This window comes from Trinickia symbiotica (assembly GCF_002934455.1).
Lineage (GTDB): Bacteria > Pseudomonadota > Gammaproteobacteria > Burkholderiales > Burkholderiaceae > Trinickia > Trinickia symbiotica.
Genome location: NZ_PTIR01000024.1, coordinates 1 through 17,652 on the forward strand (window position 1 = coordinate 1; position 17,652 = coordinate 17,652).

17 protein-coding genes and 1 other RNA gene are annotated in these 17,652 nt (G+C 64.8%); 12 read left to right on the plus strand and 6 right to left on the minus strand.

The annotated features are described in order from the left end of the window. Window positions 1-175 precede the first annotated feature (175 nt). Both B0G57_RS26055 and B0G57_RS26060 read left to right on the plus strand, forming a co-directional pair. A complete protein-coding gene (locus B0G57_RS26055) occupies window positions 176-649 on the plus strand; it encodes a MerR family transcriptional regulator (RefSeq protein WP_018441608.1) in 474 nt (157 codons plus the stop codon). After that, window positions 589-996 (plus strand): carboxymuconolactone decarboxylase family protein, encoded by a 408-nt coding sequence (locus B0G57_RS26060; RefSeq protein ID WP_018441609.1) that lies wholly within the window; start codon window positions 589-591, stop codon window positions 994-996. The genes B0G57_RS26055 and B0G57_RS26060 overlap by 61 nt, the downstream gene beginning before the upstream one ends. On the opposite strand, the gene B0G57_RS26065 is transcribed toward B0G57_RS26060, so the two are convergent. The 6 genes from B0G57_RS26065 to trxA all read right to left on the minus strand — a co-directional run bounded on the left by B0G57_RS26065 (window position 984) and on the right by trxA (window position 7,561). After that, window positions 984-2,405 carry an MATE family efflux transporter gene (locus B0G57_RS26065; RefSeq protein ID WP_018441610.1) on the minus strand — a complete coding sequence of 474 codons (1,422 nt, stop codon included), beginning with the start codon at window positions 2,403-2,405 and terminating at the stop codon, window positions 984-986. The genes B0G57_RS26060 and B0G57_RS26065 overlap by 13 nt on opposite strands. 41 nt (window positions 2,406-2,446) lie before the next feature. Continuing rightward, the gene (locus B0G57_RS26070) at window positions 2,447-4,204 is read right to left on the minus strand and encodes an ArnT family glycosyltransferase (RefSeq protein ID WP_018441611.1); all 1,758 of its coding nucleotides are present in this window, start codon (window positions 4,202-4,204) and stop codon (window positions 2,447-2,449) included. Window positions 4,205-4,451: 247 nt separating this feature from the next. Next, window positions 4,452-4,715, minus strand: coding sequence for a type B 50S ribosomal protein L31 (locus B0G57_RS26075; RefSeq protein WP_020566292.1), 264 nt, complete (start codon window positions 4,713-4,715; stop codon window positions 4,452-4,454). A 146-nt stretch (window positions 4,716-4,861) separates the two neighbouring features. Next, a complete protein-coding gene (locus tag B0G57_RS26080; protein ID WP_018441613.1) occupies window positions 4,862-5,740 on the minus strand; it encodes a M90 family metallopeptidase in 879 nt (292 codons plus the stop codon). A 39-nt stretch (window positions 5,741-5,779) separates the two neighbouring features. Further along, window positions 5,780-7,042 (minus strand): transcription termination factor Rho, encoded by a 1,263-nt coding sequence (rho, locus tag B0G57_RS26085; RefSeq protein WP_018441614.1) that lies wholly within the window; start codon window positions 7,040-7,042, stop codon window positions 5,780-5,782. A gap of 192 nt (window positions 7,043-7,234) precedes the next feature. Beyond that, window positions 7,235-7,561, minus strand: a complete 327-nt coding sequence (gene trxA, locus B0G57_RS26090) for a thioredoxin TrxA (protein WP_018441615.1) — start codon at window positions 7,559-7,561, stop codon at window positions 7,235-7,237. A gap of 329 nt (window positions 7,562-7,890) precedes the next feature. Between trxA and ffs the strand changes: the two genes are divergently transcribed. The 10 genes from ffs (at window position 7,891) to B0G57_RS26140 (ending at window position 17,628) form a co-directional block, all read left to right on the plus strand. Then, window positions 7,891-7,989, plus strand: an RNA gene (ffs, locus tag B0G57_RS26095) — signal recognition particle sRNA small type. 206 nt (window positions 7,990-8,195) lie between these two features. Beyond that, a complete protein-coding gene (gene dnaX / locus B0G57_RS26100) occupies window positions 8,196-10,529 on the plus strand; it encodes a DNA polymerase III subunit gamma/tau (protein ID WP_018441616.1) in 2,334 nt (777 codons plus the stop codon). An 83-nt stretch (window positions 10,530-10,612) separates the two neighbouring features. Next, the gene (locus B0G57_RS26105) at window positions 10,613-10,939 is read left to right on the plus strand and encodes a YbaB/EbfC family nucleoid-associated protein (RefSeq protein ID WP_018441617.1); all 327 of its coding nucleotides are present in this window, start codon (window positions 10,613-10,615) and stop codon (window positions 10,937-10,939) included. 37 nt (window positions 10,940-10,976) lie between these two features. After that, on the plus strand, window positions 10,977-11,573 hold the full coding sequence (gene recR, locus B0G57_RS26110) for a recombination mediator RecR (RefSeq protein ID WP_018441618.1): 597 nt from the start codon (window positions 10,977-10,979) through the stop codon (window positions 11,571-11,573). Between the two features lie 82 nt (window positions 11,574-11,655). Continuing rightward, window positions 11,656-12,873 (plus strand): CaiB/BaiF CoA transferase family protein, encoded by a 1,218-nt coding sequence (locus B0G57_RS26115; RefSeq protein ID WP_018441619.1) that lies wholly within the window; start codon window positions 11,656-11,658, stop codon window positions 12,871-12,873. A 185-nt stretch (window positions 12,874-13,058) separates the two neighbouring features. After that, on the plus strand, window positions 13,059-13,817 hold the full coding sequence (gene surE, locus B0G57_RS26120; protein WP_026229834.1) for a 5'/3'-nucleotidase SurE: 759 nt from the start codon (window positions 13,059-13,061) through the stop codon (window positions 13,815-13,817). Beyond that, window positions 13,814-14,668 carry a protein-L-isoaspartate(D-aspartate) O-methyltransferase gene (locus B0G57_RS26125; RefSeq protein WP_026229835.1) on the plus strand — a complete coding sequence of 285 codons (855 nt, stop codon included), beginning with the start codon at window positions 13,814-13,816 and terminating at the stop codon, window positions 14,666-14,668. The genes surE and B0G57_RS26125 overlap by 4 nt, the downstream gene beginning before the upstream one ends. A 5-nt stretch (window positions 14,669-14,673) precedes the next feature. After that, window positions 14,674-15,645, plus strand: a complete 972-nt coding sequence (locus tag B0G57_RS26130; protein WP_018441622.1) for a peptidoglycan DD-metalloendopeptidase family protein — start codon at window positions 14,674-14,676, stop codon at window positions 15,643-15,645. Window positions 15,646-15,661: 16 nt separating this feature from the next. Beyond that, the gene (rpoS, locus tag B0G57_RS26135; protein ID WP_018441623.1) at window positions 15,662-16,759 is read left to right on the plus strand and encodes an RNA polymerase sigma factor RpoS; all 1,098 of its coding nucleotides are present in this window, start codon (window positions 15,662-15,664) and stop codon (window positions 16,757-16,759) included. 92 nt (window positions 16,760-16,851) lie between these two features. Next, window positions 16,852-17,628: a 3'-5' exonuclease gene (locus B0G57_RS26140; RefSeq protein ID WP_018441624.1), complete on the plus strand. Its 777-nt coding sequence runs from the start codon at window positions 16,852-16,854 to the stop codon at window positions 17,626-17,628. Window positions 17,629-17,652: the final 24 nt, after the last annotated feature.

Consider the following 17,652-nt stretch of genomic DNA (forward strand, 5'->3'; position numbering starts at 1 on the left):
GGCGCCTCCAGCGTTGTTCATGAACCGCCGTATGCGGAACCGCACGTACGGTGGTGTGAGAGGGCGACGGGGGCAACCCCGTCCCCTACTCGATGCTCAATAGCGGGACGGCGCAAAAACTTGCACGAAGGCTGTTGACTTCGTGTGCACTCGAAGCCTTAACGTTGGAGGTGTCATGTCGGAAGCACTCACGATCGGCCGTATGGCCGCCGCGCTCGGCGTGTCGACGCACACGCTGCGCTATTACGAGCAAGCCGGGCTGATGCAGCCGGTTTCGCGCACGAGCGCGGGCCACCGCCTCTACGCGCGCGACGACATCGAATGGCTACGGTTCGTCATGCGGCTCAAGGCAACCGGTATGCCGATCGCGGGTATGCAGGAGTTCGCCGCATTGCGTGCGCGCGGTGAGAAGACAGTCGGCAAACGGCTCGCGCTGCTGATTGAGCATCGCGCTGCGGTGCTCGGCGAGTTGCGGCAGTTGGAGGCCAATCTCGCTGTGATCGACGAGAAGATCGCTCATTACGAACGCCTTGCCCAGGACATGACGGACCGGCGACCCAAGCCTCAACCTCACGACAAGGAATTACGATGGCACAAGCAGACAATCGACCCCACGACGAACGCTACGCCCGAGGATGGGCCAAGCTGAAGGAAATCGACGGTCATGCGGGCGAGCGCGTCATCGAGGCGCTCGATCCAATTGCACCCGATTTCGCGCGACTCCTGATCGAATTCCCTTTCGGCGATATCTACAGTCGGCCGGCGCTCGACCTCAAATCGCGTGAAATCGCGACGATCGCGGCGCTCGCCGCGCTCGGCAACGCCGCGCCACAACTCAAAGTGCATATCGAAGGCGCGCTCAATGTCGGCTGCACGCGTGAGGAGATCGTGGAAGTCTTTATCCAGATGGCCGTATATGCCGGCTTTCCCGCGGCGCTCAACGCGCTTTTCGCGGCGCGCGAAGTCTTTGCCGCGCGCGACGCTCAGGAGTCCTGATCGACGGAGCTGAGGGGCGCACTCGACGTTCCCGTGCCGTCGGCCACCGCGGCTTCTTGCGCATAGCGCGTGCTGATCGAGCGCCAATGCAGAAAGAGGCCGCAGCCGGCGGCGGCGAGACTGGCGGCGCTCGCGGCCCAAAAGCCGCGCGCTCCATTGAGCCATGCGGGCACGTTGCCGAACACGTTGAACCCGATCAGATAGCCGCCGCCCAGGCCAACGCCCCATAGCGCGATCGCATAGATGATCGTCGGCACGACGGCGACGCGATAGGCGCGCAACACGAAGGCCGTCACCGTCTGGAACGTATCGAAGAGGTGATAGACGAGCATGATTGGAATGAGCGGCATCGCGGCGGCCAAGACCGCCGCATCCGGCGTATAGGCCGCGATGATCGAGGGCCGCAGCAAGAAGCTGATGGCCGCATAGCAGCAGCCGATCGTGCACGCCGTCGCAATGCCGCGACGGGCGAGTCTGCGCGCCTCATCGTGGTTGTGCGCCCCGATCGCATGGGCGACCAGCGTCGATGTCGCGACGCCGATCGACATCGGCGTCATATACAACACGGCGCCGAAATTGCCGGTGATTTGATGGCCCGCAAGCGTCGTCGTCCCGAAGCGGGCGATGAAAAGCGCCATGAACGCGTAGGACGAAACTTCGATGAGAAACGAGAGACCCATCGGCAGGCCGAGCTTGAGCAGCCCCGCTTGCCTGCGCCAACTGGGCCAACAAAATTGCTTGAAAATTCCGAACGGCGCAAACACCTCGAGCCGCACGAGCAGGACGAGCCCGATGACGGCGAGCGCGAAGTTGACAACGGTGCTTGCCAGCGCGCAGCCGGGGCCGCCGAGCGCCGGCACGCCGAGCCCGCCGAGCCCGCCGAAGATGAACCAGTAGTTGAGCGCGATCTTGGCGGCGAGACCCGCGACTTGCAGCATCATCACGAGCCGCGGCATGCCGATGCCGTTGGCGAGCCCCGAATAGACGCGGAATGCGAGCGCGGCGGGCAGCCCGATGGCGGTAATGCGCAGATAAAGGTCCGTGCGATCGTAGAGCGCGGGCGGCACGTGCGCGATGGCGAGCAGCGGCGCCGGGAAATACATGATCACGAAACCGACGATGGCTAGTGCGGCGGCGAGCCAGAGCGCCTGGCGCGCTTCCTCGCCGATCTCCGTGTAACGCCGCGCACCGAACAGCTGCCCTGCTATCGGCTGGAGCGCGAGCACGACCCCCGTCAAGCCCAGATAGACCGAGATGTATATCGAATTGCCGAGGCCGAGCGCGGCCAGATCGATGGCCGAGTAACGACCGACCATCGCCGTATCGATGACGCCGAACGCGATGATCGCGAGTTGCCCGATCAACACGGGCCAGGCGAGGGCGGCGATCTTGCGAATGTCTGCGAGCATTGAATTAGCCATTTGCGGGGCGCCCATGGATCAATGACCTTTCACCGATGCCTGACGAGGGGCTTCCGATGCGGCGGCGCCACTTTCGGACGATCGACGCGCACGTAGAGGCGGAAGCGCTCGTCGCGGTCGGCTGCGCGCCGGCCTTCCCAGACGAGCTGCCAAATGTAGCTCGGCATCGGGCTCGGCGCGCTGAAATCCTGCGTATCCTGGCGCAGGAGCACATCGCAATCGCCGCTGAAAGAGAACTGCATGTCCGCGAAGTAGGCAAACGAGGCGAGCTGCGCATCGCCGAGACGCACCGGCGAGATGCAGGTGTAATCATCGGGAAGATGCTGGGCGATCTGCAACGCGACGTCGCGGTAGGTCCGGCTGTAGTTGACGATCGGCAGCCACAGCGTCATCAGCAGAACCCACATTAGCGTCGTGCCCGCGCTCGAGAGCACGACGCTGCGCCAAAGCACGTTCGGATGCCGCGAAATGCGCCAGCGCACGAGCGCGAACCAGCAGACCGTCACCGCGATCGCGCAGACGAACGAAAGGGCGTCGAAATGCGGCGTGAAGCCGGGCACGAGGCGGCTCAAATTGCGCGCGAGCGGATGCGGGAAACCCGTTTGCGACGCGAGCCAGACTAGCCAGACGAACGTGCTCAGTATCGTGAAGCTGAGCACCGCGAACCAGTCGATCGCATTGATCGCGCTGCGTTTCATCGTCGGCAGCGCGAACGCGGCCAGCGTGGCGAGCGCCGGCAGCAGCAGAATGTAGAGCCGGTTTGTCTGATGGCTCTGCAAGACGGACAGGATGAGAACCGGCACGATCACCGCGAGCGGTACCGCGACATGGGGCTTGTTCCGTAAGCCGCCCCAGCTATACCACGCCCACGCGGCGAGCGGCCACGCGGGCCACGTGAAGAGCGGCAGGTTCTTGAGCGCGTAGATCACGACATGGCCGGGCGGCGGCGAGAATCGATTGATACTGCCGTTGAACCATTGCTCGACGAACCAGCGTGCGTCGCCATCGCGATAGAGCCCGAGAACGGCGGCGGGCCAGGCGGCCGCCAACACGAGCGCGAGCGGAACACCTACGGCGAAGAGCCACGGCGAACGAGCTTCGCGCACGAACGCGGTCATCACGAGCGTGCCGAGGAGCAAAGCGGCGACGAGCAGCGGATTGCCCGTGAACCCGACGAGGCCGAGCCCGACGCCCCAGCAGATGGCCCCTTGCAATGGCTTGTCGAGGCCGCGCACGAGTCCATAGACGACGAGCGCGATGCTCATGAACTGCGCGAGCTGCGGTGTCGTTTCGTGCCCGCGCTCGGCAAGTCCGAAAGAGGCGAGCAGGATCAGCAGTGCCCCGTCGGCGAGCGTGCGCCCGTAATCGCGCGGCTCCGGCTCGCCGCCGAATGCGTACTTGAAAGGTTGGACCTCGGGGCGTCGTCCGAGCAGATAGGCCGCGTGCCAGACGAGCGCGCAGGTCAAGCAAAAGAGGACGCCAGTCGAGACACGCGATGCGTCGGCGGCATCGACCCACGGGGCGAGCAGGCGAATCAACATCGCACCCAGCCAGTAGCCGCCGGGGCCGCTTTCCGTGATGAATTTGCCGACGAGGTTCGGCAACAGCCAGTCGTGTGCGTCGCCGTTCGCCATCGTCCACATCACGCCGAAACCGGCAGCGTCCTCGTTTTTCCACGGATCGCGGCCGAAGAGGCCAAAGGCGGCGTAGACGATCGAAATCGCGAGCAGGAGCCAACGCGGCAGGGCGCGAGTCGCGGAGGCGGTGAGGCGGACGACGGTTCTCATGCGGATGGGCGGCGATCGTTGTAGTTGTCCGCGTTTCGAGATGCGGCATGGTAGAGGGCGGCGATGCCCGGTGCCCGCGCGGCGGGATGGGCCGCTCGCAGGCGCCGGTCAATCGGTCGGCTCACCGGCTGAGCGGCGGCGCAAACGCCATTGCGGCATTGACGAGCTGCAATGAAAAAAGGCAGCCGAGGCTGCCTTTTTTCTCGCCCCACGGCCTTTTCGTTGCCGCTCGACGGATGGCGTGGCGTTACTTCGCTGCCTTCGCAGCGGCGCGCGCACCGAACTTCTTGTTGAACTTCTCGACACGGCCTGCCGTGTCCATGATCTTTTGCTGGCCCGTGTAGAACGGGTGCGATTCCGACGACACTTCGATCTTGGCGAGCGGATACGTCTTGCCCTGGTAGTCGACGGTTTCGCGAGTTTGGATAGTGGAGCGCGTCACGAACATGAAGCCGTTCGACATGTCCTGGAAAACGACTTCGCGGTAATTGGGGTGAATGCCTTCTTTCATGGTCTTTCCTTCAGTCTGGCGGTAGCCAGCCCACGCGTTCGGGGTTTCGCTACGCTCCTCGACGCATGATGCTGCGATGCGCGGGAACGGCAAACTTGGCGCGAGCCACTTGCCCAAGGTCGAAAAACGGTGATTGTGCCACAGAATCAGACGGTTGACGAATTATTTGGACTTTTCGCCGAGCCCGTGCCGATGAGACTGCCACCGAGCACGCCGGTGCGGGCCGGATCCTGCCGGTAATAGCGCGCGAGCAGCCTGTAGAGCTCCGGATACTCCGTCTCGAAGGCATGCGGCGTGACGAAGAGCGCTTCGCTGCATACCGCGAAGAACTCCGAAGGATGATCGGCGGCGTACGGGTCGATCAGCGATTCGCGCTCGAAACGTGCCCAACGGCGCTCGGGAACGGCGTCGACCTTCGCGCAGAATTGATCGTAAGCGTTGTCGAAGACGTCGGCCCACGCTTCAGAATCGAGCGGCGCGTGCCAGCGGCGGAAGAGCGGCGGATGGCCGTCCGCTTCTCCCGTGAGCATATCGATCTTGTGCGCGAATTCGTGAATGATGACGTTGTAGGCTTCCTTGCCGTCGGACATCTGCGCGTCTTCCCACGAGATCAGGACGGGGCCGCCTTCCCAGGCCTCGCCGCTGGCGTCGTGCTCGACCTCGTGCACGACGCCGGCTTCGTCCTCCACCGTCTTGCGGATCACGAACTCGCCGGGGTAGACGATGACGCCCACCCAGCCGCGATAAAGATCGAGGTCGAGGTTGAGCACCGGCAGCGATGCCTGCGCGGCGATCGCGACTGTCATCGCATCGGTGAGCTCGAGCTCATGCGCGGGGGAGAACTCCTTTCGCGCGATGAAAAGGCTCGTCAGCTCGCGCAGCCGCTCGAGATCGGCCGCGTCGAGATAGGAGAGAAACGGCAGGCGATCGACCGTTTCGCGCCACAACGAATCCGGTATCGCGTAATGGCGGAGCGCGCGTTCGCGCCGCCTGCTATCGAGCCAGTGTGTGAGCCTCGAGAACATTGGAGCCGCCGGCCGCGCGCAAGGGATTGCCGGGAGGCGTCAGCCGCCCCGGCGCATCAATTCGAAGAACTCGGAATTGCCCTTCGTCTGCCGGATCTTGTCGAGCAGGAATTCCATCGCTTCGACCTCATCCATGTCGTGGATGAATTTGCGCAGCACCCAGATCTTTTGCAGGATCTCAGGCTTGATCAGCAGTTCCTCGCGACGCGTGCCCGACTTGTTGAGGTTGATCGACGGATAGACGCGCTTTTCCGCAAGCCGGCGTTCCAAGTGCACTTCCATGTTGCCGGTGCCCTTGAACTCTTCGTAGATGACGTCGTCCATCCGGCTGCCCGTTTCGATCAGCGCCGTGCCGATAATCGTCAGCGAGCCGCCTTCCTCGATGTTGCGGGCCGCGCCGAAAAAGCGTTTCGGCCGCTGCAGCGCGTTGGCGTCGACACCGCCGGTCAGCACCTTGCCCGAAGCAGGAATCACGGTGTTGTACGCGCGCGCGAGACGCGTGATCGAATCGAGCAGGATCACGACGTCGTGCTTCATTTCGACGAGGCGTTTCGCCTTCTCGATCACCATCTCGGCGACCTGCACGTGACGCGTGGCTGGTTCATCGAATGTCGACGCGATCACTTCGCCCGCCACCGAGCGCTGCATTTCCGTCACTTCCTCGGGCCGCTCGTCGATGAGCAGCACGAACAGCACGACATCGGGATGGTTCTGCTTGATCGCATGCGCGATGTGCTGAAGCATGACCGTCTTGCCCGACTTCGGCGAGGCGACGAGAAGCCCGCGTTGTCCCTTGCCGATCGGCGCGATCATGTCGATGATGCGGCCGGTGACGTTTTCCTCGCCGCGCATCTCGCGCTCGAGCAGGAGCGGCTTGTTCGGGTGCAGCGGCGTGAGGTTTTCGAACATGATCTTATGTTTCGAAGCCTCGGGCGGCTGCCCGTTGACTTTGTCGACCTTCACGAGGGCGAAGTAGCGCTCGCCGTCTTTCGGCGTGCGTACTTCACCTTCGATCGTGTCGCCCGTGTGCAGATTGAAGCGCCGGATCTGCGAGGGGCTGATGTAAATGTCGTCCGTGCTCGCGAGGTACGACATTTCCGGCGAGCGCAGGAAGCCGAAGCCGTCCGGCAGAACTTCGAGCGTGCCATCGCCGAAAATGGTCTCGCCGGTTTTGGCGCGCTTTTTGAGAATGGCGAACATCAGTTCCTGCTTGCGCAGCCGGTTCGCGCTTTCGATCTCGAGGCCATTCGCCATCTCGATCAATTGAGACACGTGCAGAGACTTGAGCTCGGATAAATGCATACGGAAATCCCGCCGGGGAGAGAAGGTGCGACGAAAAGAAATTTGGAGGGGAATGAGCGGAACCGCTCAGGGGCTTGTACGTCTTTTTGACTCTTGTGATTCTAGCATAGCACACGCGGTGCCACGGTCGCGCGCGCCGAATAGGGAACGGCGCCGGGCTTGTTGCACGACGACAACAAGCCCGGATTTGAATCAGAGATGACTGTCGAGGAAAGCCGTCAATTGCGATTTCGACAGCGCGCCGACCTTTTGCGCGGCGACCGCGCCGTTCTTGAACAGAATCAGCGTGGGGATGCCGCGCACGCCGAACTTGGCCGGCGTGGCCTGGTGCTCGTCGACGTTGATCTTGGCGATTTGCAGGCGATCGGCGTAGTCCTTGGCGATTTCGTCGAGGATCGGGGCGATCATCTTGCAGGGGCCGCACCACTCGGCCCAAAAGTCGAGCAGTACAGGCTTGTCGGACTTCACGACATCCTGCTCGAACGATACGTCACTGATGTGCTTGATTTGTTCGCTCATGTAAATACCTCTGCGGGTTCCTGGCCCGAGACTGAATTGCCCGCCACGATACACCAAAACGACAAAAAACGTTCCGAGCGTGCTCGCCCGGTAGGACGGGCGTCCGAACGCGCGGGAGGCGGGGCATGCACGCAAGGGGCTTTCGAAAGCGGGGCGGGCCGTCGTTGCCGGGGCTCGCCGATTACGGGTCACTCGGGTGTCATATTAGCCCAAATTGCTATTTGCCGCGCGAAGCCGATAGCCGCGCCCACGCCCGGGCGCGGCGCACCGCCGGGGGGCTGAAAAAGCAGGAGTCGCGCGCCGCGCCCGTCGATGATAGAATGCGCAGTGACGGGCCTCCTCGCATGGAGGGACGGTCAACCTGGTCAGGTCGGGAACGAAGCAGCCACAGCCGTTTTCCGCCAGTGCCGAGGGTCGGGCTCGTCACCTTTCGCTTCAATCCCCTCTCCAGTTCCGTTGAGCGAGCGCTCCGGTGTCGCGCCTATATCGCTTGCCTCGCGCGTCGTTCGCCCGCGCGGAATTTCCCTCGCACATCGAGAGTGCCGCGACGCGCGTCGTTACTGCGTGCGCAGGCATGCACGGCAAGCCCCGCCACACTGCCTGAGCCATGCATCGTTGCTGATACAATTCCGCGATGACCTACCAAGTTCTCGCACGCAAATGGCGGCCGAAGGATTTCGCTTCGCTCGTCGGACAAGAACACGTCGTACGTGCGCTCACGCACGCGCTTGACGGCGCACGCCTGCACCATGCCTATCTCTTCACGGGCACGCGCGGCGTCGGCAAGACCACGCTCTCGCGGATTTTCGCGAAAGCGCTCAATTGCGAGACCGGCATCACGGCGACGCCCTGCGGCGTTTGCCGCGCGTGCCGCGAGATCGACGAGGGGCGCTTCGTCGATTATGTCGAAATGGACGCGGCCAGCAATCGCGGCGTCGATGAAATGGCCGCGCTGCTGGAGCGAGCCGTCTACGCGCCCGTCGATGCGCGCTTCAAGGTCTACATGATCGACGAAGTGCACATGCTGACGAATCACGCGTTCAACGCGATGTTGAAGACGCTCGAGGAGCCGCCGCCGCACATCAAGTTCATCCTCGCGACGACCGATCCGCAAAAGATTCCCGTCACGGTGCTCTCGCGCTGCCTGCAGTTCAATCTGAAGCAGATGCCGGCCGGCCACATCGTCGGTCATCTCGAGCGGATTCTCGCTGCCGAAGGGATCGCGTTCGAGCCGCAGGCGTTGCGGCTGCTCGCGCGCGCGGCCGACGGCAGCATGCGCGACGCGCTTTCGCTGACTGACCAGGCCATCGCCTACTCGGCCAATGAAGTGACCGAGGACGCCGTGCGCGGCATGCTCGGCGCGCTCGATCAAAGCTACCTGATTCGCCTCGTCGACGCGCTGGTCGAGGCCGACGGCGCGCTCGTGCTCGCCATCGCCGACGAAATGGCACTGCGCAGCCTATCGTTTTCCACGGCGCTGCAGGATCTCGCCAGCCTCTTTCACCGGATCGCGTGGGCGCAATTCGCGCCAGCGGCTGTCCTCGACGAATGGCCGGAGGCGAACGACGTGCGTCGCTTCGCGCAGGCGCTTTCGCCCGAGCAAGTGCAGCTCTTCTACCAGATCGCCGCGATCGGCCGAAGCGAGCTTGGGCTCGCGCCCGACGAATATGCGGGCTTTACGATGACTCTCCTGCGCATGCTCGCGTTCGAGCCGGCAAGGGAGGGTGGCGGGGCGGGCGGCCGTGCGCCGTCGACCACCGCGGCGCCCGTCGGTGCGCGTCGCGCGAAGGTGGAGGCGGGCAGCAGCGCCGGGCTTGCCGTTGGTGAAGCGCCGTCTGCGCCGGCTTTGCCGACGGGGCGGGCCGTTCCCGCGGACTCGCAAGTCGCCGCGCGCTCGGTCGCCGCGGACACCCACGTTGACGAGCCGGCCACGGATACAGCGGACAAAGTGAGCGAAACGCCGCGGCCTGCGCCGATTGTCGCTAACGATGCGCCGCCCCGACCGGCAGAGAAAGAGACACATGCCACATCGGATCCGGGTCGTGGCCTCGACGCGCCGCCGCGTACGAACGCCGCACCGGTCGATGCGGCGTCGCCCGCGCGAACGGGCGGCGCGAGCGCGGCGCTCGAGGTGTTGCGCAGCGCCGGACTGCGCGTGTCGACGGATCGCGGCCGCGCGAGGGGCGAAGCCGCGAAAGCGGCAGCGGCCCCCGCGCCGAAGCCCGCCGCGCCGCGAGTGCCGGTCGAGGTTTCCGTGCCGAGGGCACGACGTGACGACGGAGGACCGTCCGCGCCGGCTGCCGTATCGGCAGCGCGGGAGCGTCGAGAGCCTCCCGTGTCGCGGGACACTCCGCCGACGCCACCGTGGGACGACGCGCCCCCGCTCGATGCCGCGTTCGACGACTACGTCCCGTTGTCGGCGGAAGACACTTATTTCTCTGCGCCCGATGAGGGCTTTGCCCCGCCGGACGACCGAACGGGCGGCGATGCGCGCGGCACGCGCGAAAGCGAAACGGCGCCCGCCATCGATCTCACCAAGCTGCCCGCACCGGTGCTGCTCGATACGATCGGTTTCGCCGGCGACTGGCCGGCGCTCGCGGTCGATCTGGGGCTCACGGGCGTCGCGTATCAGCTTGCGTTCAACAGCGAGCTGACGGCGCTCGAGGGCGAAGTCCTGAAGCTCGCGGTGCCCGTGCCGCAATATGCCGAAGCGGCGCAAGTCGCGAAGCTGAAGGCAGCGCTCGCCCAACGGCTCGGCAGGCCGGTCGAGCTCCGCGTGGAAGTCGGGCCGGCGCGCCGGACGGCCGCGGTGCTCGAGGCTGCCGCGCGCGCCGAGCGCCAGCGCGAAGCTGAGCGCGAGATCGGGGCTGATCCGTTCGTGCAATCGCTCGTCCGCGAATTCGGCGCGACGATCGTCCCAGGCTCGATCAAGCCGCTATCGCCTGATACGGGGGCCAGCGCTCGCTGAAGACCCGTGCCCGCCCACCTGACATTCGGCGCCCGCCCGCTCGGGCGCCGCATTGAAATCCATACGATCAAAGGAGCACATCCATGATGAAAGGCCAACTCGCCGGGCTGATGAAGCAAGCCCAGCAGATGCAGGAAAACATGAAGAAGATGCAGGAGCAGCTTGCGCAGATCGAAGTCGAAGGGCAATCGGGCGCGGGCCTCGTCAAGGTGACGATGACCTGCAAGAACGATGTGCGCCGCGTATCGATCGACCCGAGCCTTCTCGCCGACGACAAAGACATGCTCGAGGATCTTGTCGCCGCCGCCTTCAACGATGCGGTACGCAAGGCCGAGGCGACGGTTCAGGAAAAGATGGGCGGCATGACGGCGGGGCTGCCGCTGCCGCCGGGATTCAAGCTGCCGTTCTGAGCGGCGTGTACGCCCAGGACGAACCGCCGTCATCGTCATGAAACAGCCTTCCGCTCTCGTTGCGCTCGTCGACGCGCTGCGCGCGCTTCCGGGTGTCGGGCCGAAGTCGGCTCAGCGAATGGCGTATCACCTCATGCAGCATGATCGCGAAGGCGCCGAGCGTCTCGGCCATGCGCTTCTCTTCGCGACAGAGCATCTACGGCACTGCGAGCGGTGCAATACGTTCACCGAGGCCCGGATTTGCGACGTCTGCAGCGACGAGTCGCGCGATCCGACGCTGCTCGCCGTCGTCGAAACACCGTCCGATCAGGTCATGCTCGAGCAAACCATGACCTATCGCGGGCTCTATTTCGTCCTGATGGGGCGCTTGAGCCCGCTCGACCGGATCGGCCCCAAGGAGATCCATTTCGAGCGGCTCGTCAAGCGGGCGACGGACGGCGTCGTCAAGGAAGTCGTGCTCGCGACGAACTTCACGAACGAGGGTGAGGCCACCGCGCACTACCTTGCGCAGGCGCTGAAGGCGCGCGGCCTCGCGGTGACGCGGCTTGCGCGGGGCGTGCCTGTCGGCGGCGAGCTCGAATACGTCGACGCGGGAACCATTGCGCGCGCGATGCTCGACAGGCGAGCGATCTGACCGTCGTTGTCGGAGGCAACGGAGAGGCGGCGCTACGACGGACGCTACCGTCGCCGCAATGACGAGCCATGAGAGGAAGACAATGAGCAGTACAGCAGCCGCAACAGCCGGCCCGCTCCAGGGTATCAAGGTCCTCGAGCTCGGCACGCTGATCGCGGGGCCCTTCGCCGCGCGCTTTCTCGGCGAATTCGGCGCCGACGTCGTCAAAGTGGAAGATCCGAAGGGCGGCGATCCGCTGCGCAAGTGGCGGATGCTTTACCCGGAGGCCGGCGGCACGTCGCTCTGGTGGGCCGTGCAGGCGCGCAACAAGAAGTCGGTGACGATCAACCTGAAGGACGAAGAGGGTAAGGAGATCGTCCGGCGGCTCGCGAGCGTCGCGGATATCGTCGTCGAAAATTTCCGTCCCGGGATGCTGGAGAAGCTGGGCCTCGGCTATGACGTGCTCGCCGCGCAGAATCCGGGGCTCGTCATGGTCCGTTTGTCGGGGTACGGGCAGACGGGGCCCTACCGTGACCGGCCGGGCTTCGGCTCGATCGCCGAAGCGATGGGCGGATTGCGGCACATCACCGGCTATCCGGATCTGCCGCCTCCTCGCATCGGGATCTCCATCGGCGATTCGATCGCGGCGCTACACGGCGTGATCGGCGCGCTGATGGCGCTGCACCACAGGCAGGCGACGGGCGGCAAAGGCCAGGTGGTCGACGTAGCGCTTTATGAAGCCGTCTTCAACATGATGGAAAGCATCGTTCCGGAGTACGGCGTTTATGGCGCCGTGCGCGAGCGCACGGGGGCTTCGTTGCCCGGCATCGTGCCGTCGAACACTTATCCGTGCAGGGACGGCAGCATCGTGATCGGCGGCAACAGCGACCCGATCTTCAAACGGCTGATGACGGCCATCGGCCGCGCCGATCTCGCCGACGATCCCGCGCTCGCGCACAACGACGGCCGCGTGCCGCGCACGCAGGAGATCGACGACGCGATCGCCGCCTGGCTTGCCGACAGGACGATCGACGAAGCGCTCGAGGTGCTCAACGCGGCGGACGTGCCGGTCGGGCGGATTTACAGCGTCGCGGACATGTTCCACGATCCCCAGTACGCGGCTCGCGAGATGATCCGGCGTTTTAAATGGCAGGACGGTCTCGACGTCTCGCTGCCGAACGTGACGCCGAAGCTCTCCGAGACCCCTGGCGGCACGCGCTGGCTCGGCCCGGCTCTCGGGGAGCATACCGACGAAGTGCTGCGCGAACTGGGTTATGACGGCGATGCCATCGCCGGGTTGCGCGAGCGCAACGTGATTTGATCGACACGTCACCGGGGACGACGGCCGTCTCAGCTCGCGCCGCCGCGCCGTGTCGTACGAGGCGGATCACTAACGCCCGTGCCTTTTCGGTCGCGTGCCCGAGTGCGGGTTAAGGGGGACATCGGCGGGAGTGCTCGGTCATGACACCCGATCAGAGCCGCAATGTCCTCGGTTACAATCGTCGCATGCGAATCTTACTCAGCAACGACGACGGCTATCTGGCACCGGGTCTCGCGGCGCTTTATGAGGCGCTCAAGCGCTTCGGCGACGTGACCGTGATGGCGCCCGAGCAGAACTGCAGCGGCGCCTCCAACTCGCTCACGCTTTCGCGGCCGCTCTCGGTGCTGCGCTCGGCAAACGGCTTTTACTACGTGAACGGCACGCCGACCGATTCGGTGCACATCGCGCTCACCGGCATGCTCGACGACAAGCCCGACATCGTCGTCTCCGGCATCAACAACGGCCAGAACGTCGGCGAGGACACGTTGTACTCGGGGACCGTCGCGGCGGCGACGGAAGGCGTGATGTTCGGGGTGCCGGCCATCGCTTTTTCGCTCGTCGAAAAAGATTGGGCGCACCTCGAGGACGCGGCGCGCGTGGCGGCCGATATCGTCGAGCACTTCCTCGCGCACCCGCTGCCGGGCCACCCGCTTCTGAACGTCAACATTCCGAACCTCGCCTACGACGAGATGGGCGACTGGGAGGTCACGCGTCTCGGGAAGCGCCACCCGTCGCAACCGGTGATCCGCCAAACGAATCCGCGCGGTGAACCGATTTACTGGATCGGTCCATCGGGCGCCGCCCTCGATGCAAGCGAGGGTACGGATTTCCATGCGCTGGCGAACGGCCGTGTGTCGATCACGCCACTCCAGCTCGATCTCACGCATACGCAAATGCTCGCAGCAACGCGCGAATGGTCGCGCGCGGGACGTCGCGTTTCATGACGAGCGAGCGCGCCAAGCGTTTTCCCTTAGGGCTTGCCGACCTCGAACGCAAGCCGCGCGGACGCACCGGTGCGGCCGCGGGCACCCCCGTCGGCGGCGACGAGCGAGGGCGCGCGCGCGAGTCCGCCTCGCGGCGAGCTGACACGCTGGCGTCGCAAGCGGCGGACAAAATGGCGGCGCCGAACGTTGCGCTCGCAAGCACGCTTGCGCTCACGTCGGAACGCGTGCGCGAGCGCATGGTCGAACGCCTCCGAGCAAACGGCATTCGCGACGCGCGCGTGTTGGGCGCGATGTCGGCGGTGCCTCGCCATATGTTCGTCGATCCCGGTCTCGCGGCTCAGGCTTACGAGGACGCCGCATTGCCGATCGGCCACCAGCAGACGATCTCGAAACCCTCGGTCGTGGCGCGCATGCTCGAGCTCGCGTCGAGCGGACGTGCGCTCGATCGCGTGCTCGAGATCGGCACCGGCTGCGGCTATCAGGCGGCCGTGCTGAGCCGGCTCGCGCGCGACGTCTATTCGATCGAGCGGATCAGGCCACTTTACGAGCGAGCCAAGCTCAACTTGAGGCCGCTGCGCGTGCCGAACATCCGTCTGCATTACGGCGACGGACGAATCGGCCTGCCGGCGGCGGCGCCGTTCGACGCGATCGTGATTGCAGCGGCAGGCTTCGACGTTCCGCAGGCGCTCGTCGAGCAGCTTGCGGTGGGCGGTCGGCTCGTTGCGCCCGTCGCGGCTCCGAACAGCGATAAGCAGATGCTGACGCTCGTCGAACGCGTCGCGCCGACCCAATGGCGCGAGTCGCAGCTCGATCGCGTTTTCTTTGTTCCTTTGAAATCCGGAGTGATTTGACACCGATGTTTACGTTGCGCGCGATACCAACGAAGAAGATGGACGCTCGTCTGGGCGCCGTTGAACGCGTCATTTGCGCGGTGGCCTTGTCGACGCTCGCCGCATGCGCGACGCGACTCGATCAAGCACCTGTCGTGGACCGCTCCGGCGCGGCGAGCGCGCAGACGTCGCCGGCCTCGACGCTGAGCGGGCCGGCCGGACAGGCGGCCGCCGCGCCGCTCGGCCCGCCGCCTCCGGGCTACTACCGCGTGAAACCGGGCGACACGCTTTATCGCGTGGCGTTGGACAACGGACAGAACTATCGCGACATCGCGGCCTGGAACAACCTCGCAAATCCGAATCAGATCGAGGTCGGCCAACTGCTCCGCGTCGCGCCGCCTGGAACGAACGCAGCGGCGGTCACGCCAGGCGTCGCGGCGGCGCCCGTGGTGGGCGGACCGGTGCAAAGCGCGCCGCTGTCGAGCGGCCCCGCGACGGCGCCGAGCGCGGGCTCGAGCTCCGCCAAAGCCGCGCCGCCGATCTACGGCAGCAGCCCGTCCACGGCAACGACGATTCCGCCGCAGCCGCCCGCGACGACCGCAACCGGCCCCGGTCCTGTCACGAACGCAGGAAACCTCGCATTGACATGGCCCGTGCACGGGCCGATCCTCGATCGCTTCGACGATGCGAGCAACAAGGGCATCAATATCGGCGGCACGCCGGGTGAGCCAGTCAAGGCCGCCGCCGATGGCCGCGTCGTCTATGCAGGAAATGGGCTGCGCGGATACGGCAATCTCATTATCATCAAGCACAACGCAAACTTTCTGACAGCGTATGCACACAACCGCAGTTTGATGGTAAAAGAGGGGGACTCGGTGACCAAAGGCGAGAAGATCGCCGAGATGGGCAACAGCGACGCCGATCGGGTGATGTTGCACTTCGAGGTACGCCAGCAAGGCAAACCCGTGGATCCGATGAAATACTTGCCGCCGCAATAAGCGAAGCGATACGACTATGCCGAAATCGAAGCGCCGCAAGCAGCAAGCCGAGACGGAAACGCTCACCAGCGCCGGGCAGGATCTTGAGCAGGACTTGGGCGCTGCGATGAACGAGGCCGACGACGAAGCCGCCGATGCCGAAACCGATTTCGGCGCCGAGAGTCCAGCGGGGGAAGGCGAAGAGGGCGAGGAGCGCGAGCGCGTCGGTGACGCGGCGAGCCCCGATCCCGATGATTTCCGGGCGCTTCTGCAGGCGGAGCTCACTGCTGACACGATTCAGCACTACCTGAACCGAATCAGCGTAAAGCCGCTGCTGACGGTCGAAGAGGAGCAGCGCTATTCGCGCCTCGCCAAGGCGGGCGAATTCGAGGCGCGGCAAGTCATGATCGAGCGCAACCTGCGGCTCGTCGTCAGTATCGCGAAGGGCTATTTGAATCGCGGCGTGCCGCTGCTCGACCTGATCGAGGAGGGCAACCTCGGCCTGATGCACGCGATCGAGAAATTCGACCCGACGCGCGGCTTCCGCTTCTCGACTTACGCGACCTGGTGGATTCGGCAGAGCATCGAGCGCGCGATCATGAATCAGGCGCGCACGGTGCGCCTTCCCGTGCACGTCATTCGCGAGTTGAACCAGGTGCTGCGCGCAAAGCGCCACCTCGAAAAGAATTCGATGAACTCTGGCGAGCCCAATGAGCGGCGCGATGCCAGCATCGACGATATCGCTTACCTCACCGGTAAAACGACGGACGAAGTCACCGATATCCTTGCGCTCAACGAGCATACGGCCTCGCTCGATGCGCCGCTCGATCTCGATCCGGCAAGCAGCCTGCTCGATCTGCTCTCGGACGACCAGAGCCAATCGCCCGACGCCGAGGTACAGCACCGCGAGCTCGAAACGCTGACGCGCGCCTGGCTGTCGCGGCTCTCGGACAAGCACCGGCACGTGATCGAGCGCCGCTTCGGGCTCAATCACATCGAGCCCGCGACGCTCGAAGAGCTGGCCGATGAAATGGGCCTCACACGCGAGCGCGTGCGGCAGATTCAGCAGGAGGCGCTCGTGCGGCTCAAGCGGTTTTTCGCCTCGAACGGCGTGCGCAAGGACGCCGTGCTTTGAGCCGCTGCGCCGAGGCCGGCGTGTGAGGACCGGGCTTCGCGTAGGCCGCTCAGGGCTCGACCTTATCGACGTGGTTTAGACAAATTTCCTGAATGACGCCTATTCTCGTTTTCGACATCGAGACGGTTCCCGATGTCGCCGGCATTCGCCGGCTCGAAGATTTGCCGGACTCGATGAGCGATGCGCAAGTGGCCGAGCACGCGTTCGCGGCGCGCCGCGAAAAAACGGGCGCCGATTTCCTGCCGCACTATCTGCAACGCGTGGTGGCGATTTCATGCGTATTCCGCGACCGCGCGGGTTTGCGCGTGCGCTCGCTCGGCACCGCGGAGGACGGCGAGGCTGCGCTGATTCAGTCGTTCTATCGCGTGATCGAAAAGTACACGCCTCAACTCGTATCGTGGAATGGCGGCGGCTTCGACTTGCCGGTCCTCCACTATCGCGCGCTCGTGCACGGCATCGGTGCGCCGCGCTACTGGGATCTCGGTGAGGACGACCGCGATTTCAAGTGGAACAACTACATCAGCCGCTACCACTCACGCCATACGGACTTGATGGACGTGCTCGCCATGTACCAGGCGCGTGCCAACGCACCGCTCGACGCGCTCGCAAAACTTTGTGGCTTTCCGGGCAAGCTCGGCATGGATGGCGGACAGGTCTGGACGGCATTTCGTGACGGGCGCATCGATGAAATCCGGAGCTATTGCGAGACTGACGTCGTCAATACGTACTTGCTCTATTGTCGCTTCCAGCTCATGCGAGGCGCGTTCACGGCGAACGAGTATGCCGACGAGATCGTATTCGTCAGACAGTCGCTGGCGCAGGAGCCGGGTCCGCATTGGGTCGAATATCTGGCGGCGTTCGGCTGCTGACGAGCGGCGGAAGTCTTGCCGCGT

Excerpts from the sequence above, each read along its gene's own strand:
- surE (WP_026229834.1), top strand. The coding sequence starts at position 13,059 with ATGCGAATCTTACTCAGCAACGACGACGGCTATCTGGCACCGGGTCTC.
- rpoS (WP_018441623.1), top strand. The coding sequence starts at position 15,662 with ATGCCGAAATCGAAGCGCCGCAAGCAGCAAGCCGAGACGGAAACGCTC.
- recR (WP_018441618.1), top strand. The coding sequence starts at position 10,977 with ATGAAACAGCCTTCCGCTCTCGTTGCGCTCGTCGACGCGCTGCGCGCG.
- B0G57_RS26080 (WP_018441613.1), bottom strand. The coding sequence starts at position 5,740 with ATGTTCTCGAGGCTCACACACTGGCTCGATAGCAGGCGGCGCGAACGC.
- B0G57_RS26055 (WP_018441608.1), top strand. The coding sequence starts at position 176 with ATGTCGGAAGCACTCACGATCGGCCGTATGGCCGCCGCGCTCGGCGTG.
- B0G57_RS26115 (WP_018441619.1), top strand. The coding sequence starts at position 11,656 with ATGAGCAGTACAGCAGCCGCAACAGCCGGCCCGCTCCAGGGTATCAAG.
- B0G57_RS26130 (WP_018441622.1), top strand. The coding sequence starts at position 14,674 with ATGTTTACGTTGCGCGCGATACCAACGAAGAAGATGGACGCTCGTCTG.
- B0G57_RS26075 (WP_020566292.1), bottom strand. The coding sequence starts at position 4,715 with ATGAAAGAAGGCATTCACCCCAATTACCGCGAAGTCGTTTTCCAGGAC.
- B0G57_RS26065 (WP_018441610.1), bottom strand. The coding sequence starts at position 2,405 with ATGCTCGCAGACATTCGCAAGATCGCCGCCCTCGCCTGGCCCGTGTTG.
- B0G57_RS26105 (WP_018441617.1), top strand. The coding sequence starts at position 10,613 with ATGATGAAAGGCCAACTCGCCGGGCTGATGAAGCAAGCCCAGCAGATG.
- dnaX (WP_018441616.1), top strand. The coding sequence starts at position 8,196 with ATGACCTACCAAGTTCTCGCACGCAAATGGCGGCCGAAGGATTTCGCT.
- rho (WP_018441614.1), bottom strand. The coding sequence starts at position 7,042 with ATGCATTTATCCGAGCTCAAGTCTCTGCACGTGTCTCAATTGATCGAG.
- B0G57_RS26070 (WP_018441611.1), bottom strand. The coding sequence starts at position 4,204 with ATGAGAACCGTCGTCCGCCTCACCGCCTCCGCGACTCGCGCCCTGCCG.
- trxA (WP_018441615.1), bottom strand. The coding sequence starts at position 7,561 with ATGAGCGAACAAATCAAGCACATCAGTGACGTATCGTTCGAGCAGGAT.
- B0G57_RS26060 (WP_018441609.1), top strand. The coding sequence starts at position 589 with ATGGCACAAGCAGACAATCGACCCCACGACGAACGCTACGCCCGAGGA.
- B0G57_RS26140 (WP_018441624.1), top strand. The coding sequence starts at position 16,852 with ATGACGCCTATTCTCGTTTTCGACATCGAGACGGTTCCCGATGTCGCC.
- B0G57_RS26125 (WP_026229835.1), top strand. The coding sequence starts at position 13,814 with ATGACGAGCGAGCGCGCCAAGCGTTTTCCCTTAGGGCTTGCCGACCTC.